This is a genomic window from Flavobacterium sp. TN-1 (genome assembly GCF_052828645.1).
Map to the genome: position 1 here is coordinate 2,674,713 of NZ_CM128253.1, position 9,326 is coordinate 2,684,038.

General features: G+C 27.0%; 9 protein-coding genes. All 9 read left to right on the top strand.

What is annotated here, in order from left to right; translation table 11 throughout:
- Window positions 1–221: 221 nt before the first annotated feature.
- The 9 genes from cobK (at window position 222) to ACUXZJ_RS12135 (ending at window position 9,323) form a co-directional block, all read left to right on the top strand.
- Window positions 222–980, top strand: a complete 759-nt coding sequence (gene cobK, locus ACUXZJ_RS12095) for a precorrin-6A reductase (RefSeq protein WP_060382206.1) — start codon at window positions 222–224, stop codon at window positions 978–980.
- A 3-nt stretch (window positions 981–983) separates the two neighbouring features.
- Window positions 984–2,069 carry a cobalt-precorrin-5B (C(1))-methyltransferase gene (locus ACUXZJ_RS12100; RefSeq protein ID WP_446195118.1) on the top strand — a complete coding sequence of 362 codons (1,086 nt, stop codon included), beginning with the start codon at window positions 984–986 and terminating at the stop codon, window positions 2,067–2,069.
- A gap of 40 nt (window positions 2,070–2,109) precedes the next feature.
- Window positions 2,110–2,808: a hypothetical protein gene (locus ACUXZJ_RS12105; protein ID WP_060382208.1), complete on the top strand. Its 699-nt coding sequence runs from the start codon at window positions 2,110–2,112 to the stop codon at window positions 2,806–2,808.
- A 4-nt stretch (window positions 2,809–2,812) separates the two neighbouring features.
- Window positions 2,813–4,486 carry a VWA domain-containing protein gene (locus ACUXZJ_RS12110; RefSeq protein WP_446195120.1) on the top strand — a complete coding sequence of 558 codons (1,674 nt, stop codon included), beginning with the start codon at window positions 2,813–2,815 and terminating at the stop codon, window positions 4,484–4,486.
- A 26-nt stretch (window positions 4,487–4,512) separates the two neighbouring features.
- A complete protein-coding gene (locus tag ACUXZJ_RS12115; protein WP_060382210.1) occupies window positions 4,513–5,097 on the top strand; it encodes a cob(I)yrinic acid a,c-diamide adenosyltransferase in 585 nt (194 codons plus the stop codon).
- Between the two features lie 15 nt (window positions 5,098–5,112).
- Window positions 5,113–5,376: a hypothetical protein gene (locus tag ACUXZJ_RS12120; protein ID WP_123861982.1), complete on the top strand. Its 264-nt coding sequence runs from the start codon at window positions 5,113–5,115 to the stop codon at window positions 5,374–5,376.
- 5 nt (window positions 5,377–5,381) lie between these two features.
- Window positions 5,382–5,582: a hypothetical protein gene (locus tag ACUXZJ_RS12125; protein ID WP_060382211.1), complete on the top strand. Its 201-nt coding sequence runs from the start codon at window positions 5,382–5,384 to the stop codon at window positions 5,580–5,582.
- Between the two features lie 74 nt (window positions 5,583–5,656).
- The gene (locus ACUXZJ_RS12130; protein WP_235588348.1) at window positions 5,657–7,042 is read left to right on the top strand and encodes a TlpA family protein disulfide reductase; all 1,386 of its coding nucleotides are present in this window, start codon (window positions 5,657–5,659) and stop codon (window positions 7,040–7,042) included.
- A gap of 169 nt (window positions 7,043–7,211) precedes the next feature.
- A complete protein-coding gene (locus ACUXZJ_RS12135; protein ID WP_060382213.1) occupies window positions 7,212–9,323 on the top strand; it encodes a M1 family metallopeptidase in 2,112 nt (703 codons plus the stop codon).
- The last annotated feature ends 3 nt before the right edge of the window (window positions 9,324–9,326 follow it).

Sequence of the window (9,326 nt, forward strand, 5' to 3'; positions counted from 1 at the left end):
GTAAGTGTTTTTATCTGCTCCCTATTCCGGGTTTTTTATATGGCATTTATATGTTATTATATGTTTTGTGTATGTTTCAATTTGGGTATAAAAAAAGGCTTAAATCTTTGTTAAGCCTTGTGTTTATTGGGGTTTTCGAGGTTTTTTGTATTAGGTGTGTTGTGTATGTTTTAATTGTTTGCCCTTAAATCTGATATTTGTAATTCTGAATTAAATAAAAAATGATATTAGTTTTTGGAGGTACTACAGAAGGGAAAAAAGTAGCAAAGTTTCTTGAAAAAGAAGCTTTATCTTACTTTTACTCTACTAAAACGGAAATAAAATGGGATGAAGAGTACTCATTTGGAAACTACCGTTTTGGAGCATTAACACCTAATGAACTTATTCAATTTTGTACAAAAAACAAAATTCAAATAATAATTCATGCTTCTCATCCTTTTGCAGAATTATTACATGAGTGTATAGCCCAAGCAAGTCAAATTTTATCAATTCCAGTAATTCGTTTTGAAAGAAAATATCCTAAAAAAATAATTTCTAAAGAGATTATTTATGTTAAAAATTACAAAGAAGCTATTGATTATTTGATGGGCGGCACTTTTTCTAATTTGCTTGCACTTACAGGAGTACAAACTATAGAAAAACTAAAACCTTATTGGGAAAAACATTCTACTTATTTTAGAATTTTGCCTCGAAAAAGTTCAATAATAATAGCAGAAAAAGCAGGTTTTCCAACAAAAAAAATAATTATGGAATATCCAAGTAATGATTTAAATTATGAAATTAACATCATAAAAAAATACAACTGCGATGCTATTATTACCAAAGAAAGTGGTGAATCTGGCTTTTTATCAACAAAGATAGAAGCAGCAAAAAGAAACAATATTCCAATTATTATTATTCAAAGAAAACCTTTGCCTAATAGTTTTATACTCGTTTCAAATGAAATAGATTTGTTTAATGCTATAAGTTTAATAAAATAAAAAATGTCTTTAATTCCAATACCTAAAGGACCTTTACGCCACGGTTATACAACAGGTGCTTGTGCCACTGCCTGTGCTAAAGCAGCCTTTATAAGCCTTTTGGAACAAAAAGAAATTACAGAAATAGAAATTACCTTGCCCTTAGGAGAAAAGGTAGTATTTAAAATGAAATCTTCTATTTTTAATTCAGACTATGGAACTTGTACTACCATTAAAGATGCAGGAGATGATCCTGACGTTACACACGGTGCCACTATTGGTTGTACCATTTCATTAAATGAAACAAAAGAAATTCATTTTTTACAAGGTAAAGGGGTAGGAGTAGTTACCTTACCAGGATTAGCTATTGCAGTTGGAGAACCAGCTATTAATCCTATTCCAAGAAAGATGATTACAGATACCCTTAATTTTTTAAAACATAAATTTCAATGCAATAAAGGTGTAAATGTTGAAGTTTTTGTAGAAAAAGGAGAAGAAATTGCTCTAAAAACACTTAATTCAAGAATTGGTATTTTAAACGGAATTTCAATTTTAGGAACAACCGGAATTGTGAAAGCCTTTAGTTCTTCTGCTTATATTGCCAGTATTACTCAAGGAATAGATGTAGCTATAGCCAACGGTTGTACTGAAATTGTCATTAATTCAGGAGGACGATCAGAAAAATTATTAAAAAATCAGTTTTTAAATTTACCCGATTTTGCCTTTATACAATATGGTAATTGGATTGGAGATACCTTAACAAAAATAAATTCAGTTTCATTAAAAAAAGTAACCATTGGAATTATGATAGGTAAAGCAGCTAAATTAGCCCAAGGAGAATTAAATACTCATAGTGGAAAATCTACATGGGATAAGGAGTTTATTTATCAAATGGCTAAGAACTGTGGTTATACAGATAAACAATGTACTCCTATTTTAGAATTAAATATGGCAAGACGGCTTACTGAAATTTTTAATTTTACACTTGAAGAGCCTTTTTTTTACTCTTTAAGACAACATTGTTATAATGTTTGTAAACAATATATTCCCAATGTAGAATTAAATATACTTTTAATTGATGCAAATGATCAAATGATAGGTATTAACTAATTCATTATTAAATAAATAATAATTTAAAAAATAAAACAAAATGATAGGCTATTTATTTACAGATTCACTTTTATTAGGTATACAACACTCTTTTGAACCTGATCACATGGTAGCAGTTTCTGTATTAGCATCAGAACGAAAAAATAATAAAATAGGTCTAGGAAAACTCCTATGGCGTTCCTCCCAATGGGCTATGGGACATTCCGTATCTTTATTAATATTTAGTGCCTTTGCTCTATTGTTAAAATCTACTTTACCACTTAACCTTTCTACTTATGCTGAAATACTAGTAGGACCTGTAATGATTTGGCTAGGCATATCAGCTATTAGGCGTAATCATGAACTTAAAAAAATAATGGCTGATCATAGAGCTATTCCTGATCATGAACATACTACTAATGTTTTACACATACATGGTAAACAAGGCGAAGAAATTTCTATGAATTTATTAAGTCGTACTTTTTGGGTAGGAATGTTACACGGATTAGCTGGTACAGGAGGTGCCTGTTCTATTGCCTTAGTTATGGCATCTAAAGATTCATATACAGCAATAGGAATTATTATTTTACAAAGTATAGGAATTATTATTGCAATGACTACCTACAGCTGTGTTCTAACCTTTTCTGTGTCTCGTTTTATTGAAAGAAATCAAATAGCTTTCAAAATAATGAATGCTATTGTAGGTATTTTTTCTATTTTTATAGGATTTCTTTGGATTTATAACGCTATAAATGGTTAATAGTATGGAACAAAAAAGCTTCCCTTTTACAGCTATCTGCGCACAAGATGATTTTAAATTAGCTTTACTCTTATGTATGATTGATCCATCATTAGGAGGCGTTTTAGCACAAGGAGATAAAGGAACAGGTAAAACAACCACTGTTCGTGCTTTACAAAGTTTAATGAAAAATATTGAACCCCATTTTCCTTTTGTCAATCTGCCAATAGGTGCTACAGAAGATCGTGTTTTAGGTTCTCTTCAATTAGAAACTCTCATTAACGATAAAAAATTAGAAGTACAAAAAGGATTATTATCTAAAGCGCATAAAGGTATTTTATACATTGATGAAGTAAATTTATTAAATGATTATTTAATGGATGTTTTATTAGATGCTTCTTCAAGCGGAGGTTATTTTTTAGAACGTGATTCTATTTCTCATTGGCTTGAGAGTAGGTTTTGTTTAGTAGGCACTATGAATCCTGAAGAAGGTGATTTACGTCCGCAATTACTAGACCGTTTTGGGTTAGCTGTTACCATAAAAACACCTACAGATAAAAAAATTCGAATGGAAATTGTAAATCGTCGTTTGAAATTTGATTTAGATTCAAACGAATTGTGTCGTGAATTTGAAGATCAAGAAAAACAATTAGCTAACCAAATTATAAGTGCTAGAAAAGAACTTTCAAATATTTATCTTTCAGAAGAAATTAGAGACACTATTGCGGAAAAATGTATAGCTTATGAAGTAGAAGGATTACGTGCTGATATTTTACTTATAAAAGCCAGTCGTGCTTATGCCGCTTTTAAAAATTGTATAGAAGTAACATCTGTACATTTAGAAAAAATAGCCCCTTTAGTTCTAAATCATAGAGGAAAAAATTTTCCAAAAAACGATCAAACACAAACAAAGACAGAAGAAAACAATCATAAAAAAGAGGATAATTTTAATAAAAATGAAAGTAAAGGTTTAAATGATTATTTGTTACAAGCTACAAGTACAGATCAGTTTTTAAAAATTCAAATTCCCCAAAAGGAATCTCAAAGAGGCATTATATTTAATTCTCAAACTAACCAAAAAGGGAGCTATAATGTTTTTAAAAAAAACACAACAAGCATTAATATAGTAAATACAGTTAAAAAATATTTAACTACTCAAAAGTTTAAAATTTATTACAAAAAAGCAATCTCTGAATCTAAAATACATTTAGTATTTCTGATTGATTCCAGTAGTTCAATGATTAAAGATCAACAAATTTCTTTTATAAAAGGATTAATTTCAGAAACAGTCCATAAATTTCAAAATAAAAAAATACTCCTTTCGGCCGTGGCATTACAAAATGGTACGGCTACAATTGTTTTAAAACTTACACAAAATATAGAAACCTTTATTACAGAAATACAAGATCTACGATCTGGAGGAAAAACAAATTTAAAAGCAGGTTTACAGTTAGTACAACAACTTATAAGATCTAAAAAGACAAAAGAAGAAACTCTTTTATATATAATAACAGATGGTAAAATAAATCAAGGAAAAACACAAAACCCTTTTACAGAAGCAGTTTTATATTTTAAAACCTATCTAAAAATAAATAAAAATACAACAATTATAGATACCGAAAAAGGTTTTGTAAAATTAGCATTAGCCAAAAAATTAGCTAATGAAATGAGCGTAAATTACCAAACCATTGCATATTAAAATTATAAAATACTAAAAATAAAAAGATGAAAATATATACCAAAAAAGGAGATACAGGTAAAACAGGATTATTTGGAGGAAGTCGTGTTTACAAAGATGATGTTCGTGTAGATTGTTATGGAACACTAGACGAAGTAAATTCTACTATAGGATTATTACGTGCCAAATTAGGAGTTACACACGAATGGCAAATTAATTTACATAAAATACAAAAAGATATGATGGATATGATGTCTCATTTAGCACGTCCATCTGATTGCAAAAAAATAAATCCTAATCCAAAACCAGAAGATGGTCCCTCTTTTTGTGAAGAATGGATTGATGAATTAGAAGCAGCAATGACTACTAAATCAGATTATTTTTTACTTCCTGGAGGAAATGAAATTTCAGCTTTATGCCATGTAGTCCGTACACAAATACGTCGTGGCGAACGATTATTAGTAAGTTTAATGAAAGAAGATGAAGTAGATGACTATATTCCTGCTTATATTAATAGACTTTCTGATTTATTTTTTATTTTAGGGCGTGCAGAAATGGATAAAGCAGGAGTAGCAGAAGAAAAATGGCAATTATTTTTATATAAAAGGAAAAAACAACCTGAAGTAAAATAATAAAACTTAATTGTCATGAGGAGTTACATAAATATAGTATCTTTACTAATTATTATAGTACTACTTTTTATAGAACCTATTAGAGTTGTCATAATATTAATATTCTTAACTTTGGCAGGATTGATTCTTTTAGTATCTCCTTTTTTTCTAATTATAGGAATATTACGTTTCTTTTTTATAGATGAAGATAAAAAATTTACATTACAACTTGTTACGTATTCTATTATTGCACTCTTAATAGGATCTGGTACTTGTGGTATATTAACTCTAATAAACTAAAAATTATGATACTAAATTTTTTTTTATTTTTAATTGCTTTAGTAGAATCCATTAGTATAATAACCTTCCTTGTTAGTATTATATTAATTATTTTTTATAGAGAAGAACCCTATAAAACAATGGCTAAAAAAATGTTACTTTATTCGATCATTTCATTTATAATAGGATTTGGATCTTGTGTAGGAGGTATTGTATTACTTAATTAAAGAAATAAACTTTAACGCTATATTAACATTTTTTTGTAAAATATAAAAATAAATTTGCATAAGGTAAATACTAAATGATGATCGCTTATTATAAAAAAATACTTTTTTATACGTTAATATTTGTTCCTTTCCTTCTGATTTCTTGTAAAAACAAAGAAAGCGAGAAGGTTTATTTCGGCGGTGAAATAATAAATCCTAATTCAAAATTCCTATATCTCTGTAAAGAAGATAAAGTTATTGATACCATAACATTAGATCAAAACAATCGTTTTTTAGTAAAATATGATACCTTATCTTCAGGTATGTATACCTTTAGACATGAACCCGAGTACCAATATATGTATGTAGAAAAAGGGGACAGTTTAATGATTAGGTTAAACGCTCAAGAATTTGATAATTCATTAACTTTTTGTGGTCGCGGTGATGAAAAAAATAATTTTTTAATAGAATTATTTTTAAAAAATGAAGAAGATAAAAATTCAAGTTTTGATATTTATGATGAACCTCTAAAAAAATTTGAATATAGACTTAACAAAGAATATCAAGAAAGAAAGGTTTTTTATAATGAAAAAAAAGAAGAGATAGATTGGAATAGCGATTTTGATCTATACGCCAGTTCTATGTTAGAAATGCCATATCTAACTAAAAAAGAACTTTATCCTTTGATTCATCAATTTAGAACAAATAAAAAAGTTTGTGGTTTACTTCCAAAAGATTATTATGATTATAGAAAAGAAATTGATTTTAATAATCAAAAGTTGACTGATTTTGCTCCTTTTGTAGCATACCTAACCGCTATGCTAAACAATATTACATGTGATAGTAAAAAAGAAACTATAATTGTAAAGAATAATATAGATAGATTAAAAGTTGCTGATTCTATATTTACCAATAAGTCAATTAAGAACTCCGTACTACATAACATTGCTTTCATGTATCTTTTAGAAGATCAAAATACTTCTAACAATAAAGCTTTTTTATCAGAGTATTATAAGCTTTCTACTGATTCATGTAGTAAAAATATAATAAAAGAAATAGCTAACTCTATTCAATCCTTAGCTAAAAATAAATATTTACCTAAAATTGAGCTTATAGATCCAAAAGGAAAAGAATTTAATTCCGTTTCAACCAATGCCCAAAAAACAGTTCTCTTTTTTTGGAGCTCAGAAGCTAAATCACATTTAAAACTAGCTTATAAAAAAGCTATGGAAATTAAAAAAAGAAATCCTTTTATAAATTTCGTAGCCATTAATATAGATAAAGATCCTAATCAATGGAAAAAGGTTTTAGCACATCATCATTTTGAAATTCCCCAACTTCATGCAAAAGATTTTGAAGATATACAAAGTAAATGGGTTATAACCAAAATACATAGAGCAATCTTATTAAATGAAGATAAAACAATTAAAAATGCTTTTATAAATATTTTTGATGCCGAGTTTGATAATTATCTAAAATAATTTTAATTCATTTAATAAGTTTTTATTAAGAGGAAAGTTTCTCATTTCCAAAATAAGAAAGTTACATTATCAAATATTATGCGATTTATTCCTTAAAATTTAACTTTGGTAAAAATAACAAAATTAAGATTTTTTCAGATAGCCTGTCTTTTATAATAATCTAACGTTTATGCGTATTCTATTTTTCCTCTTTTCTTTTACATTATGGGCTCAATCAATTCCTAAAGTTGATTTTATTTCCTTGAAAGCTGAATTAACTCCTTCTTTTCAAACAAAGTCAATTTCAGGAACTTGTCATTATGTTTTTGAATTAAAAGAAAAAGTAGATTCTATTAAAATTGATGCCATAAAAATGACATTTAAAGAGGTTAAAATAAATGGAAAATACGTAAAATATAAAAGCACAAATAAATCGCTTATTTTTTTTGAAGGTTATACATTAGGTAAAAATATAATTACTTTCCATTACCAAGCCACCCCTAAACAAACTATGTATTTTATAGATATGGGGAATGATTTTAGTTTTTTATCATCTAGTAATCAAAAAATAAATTATAGAAATTATCAAATTTGGACACAAGGTCAAGGAAAATATACATCCCATTGGCTTCCTAGTTTTGATGATGTAAATGAAAAATTAATTTTTAATTTAAGTATTTCCGCAGAACCTTTTTATAAAGTAATTTCAAATGGTGTTTTAAAAAAAATTATACAACCTGGTATAAAAGCAAATAAAAAATGGGTATATGAAATGAAAAAACCAATGTCTTCTTATTTAGCAATGCTTGCAATAGGAATCTTTGGTTCAAAAGAAATAGTATCAAAAGGGAAGAAAAAACTTGAATTATATTATAAATATGAAGATGAAGATAAATTTGATTATACTTATAAATATTCAAAAGAAATTTTTAATTTTTTAGAAAAAGAAATTGATTTAGCCTATCCTTGGGAAATTTATAAACAAGTTCCTGTAGAAGATTTTTTATATGCAGGTATGGAAAATACTACAGCTACAGTGTTTTCTCAAGATTATGTAGTAGATAAAATAGGTTTTAATGATAAAAATTATATAAATGTAAATGCTCATGAACTAGCACATCATTGGTTTGGTGATCTAGTTACTGCAAAAGAAGGAAAACATCATTGGTTACAAGAAGGTTTTGCTACTTATTACGCATTATTAGCAGAAAAACATTTGTTTGGAGATACTCATTTTCAGTTTGAATTACTAAAATATGCAGATGAAATAAATGCTAATTCTACAAAAGATACAATACCCATTTTAAATAAAAAAGCAAGTGTATTGAGTTTTTATAAAAAAGGAGCATGGGCATTACATTATTTAAGAGAGTCAATAGGGGATTATAATTTTAAAAAAGCAATAAAAACATATCTAAAAAAATATCAATATAAAAATGTTGATACAAATGATTTTTTAAATGAAATAAAAAAAGTGGCACCTTATTTTGATATTTATCAATTTAAAAAAGAATGGTTAGAATCATCTCATTTCAATTTTGAAAAAGCTACTCAAATTTTGAGCAAAAATAAAGAAGTCAAAAAATATTTTGAATTAAAAGAATTAGAAACAGTTTCTTTTGATCAGAAAAAAGATTTTTTTAAAAATATTTTACTATCAAATGAATACGTTGCTTTATCTCAAGAAATTATCTATCAACTAAAAAATGTTTCTTATGAAGAAAAAGCAGAATTGCTAAAATTAGTAATAAATACTAAAAATATAACTATTCGACAAGCAATAGTTGAAACAGTTACAACAATACCTTTAGAATTTAAATTAGATTATGAACAATTTTTAAATGATGAATCTTATATAACTAAAGAAATTACGTTAGTACAATTATGTAAACAATTTCCAGAAGATGCTATTAGTTATTTAGAAAAAACAAAAGAAATAATAGGTTTAAATGACAAAAGTTTTAAAATTACTTGGTTAGGATTAGCCCTCCAATCAAAAGGGTATAAACAAGAACTTCAGGATTTATTTCTATCAGAACTTTTAAATTATACAACACTTCGATTTAATTCAACAATAAGACAAAATGCGTTAGAAGTTATCCTTAAAATTAATCCAACTCATCCGATTGTTTTAAAATCATTGATAAATGCTACACAACATCATAAATGGCAATTTGTTCGTTTTTCAAGAAATACAATTAGAGCAATGCTTAAAAGAGAATATTTTAAGAAAGCTTTTGAAGCTATTCTTCCTGATTTATCTGATAAAGAAGAATTATTTTTACGTAATGAACTAAAATAGTGG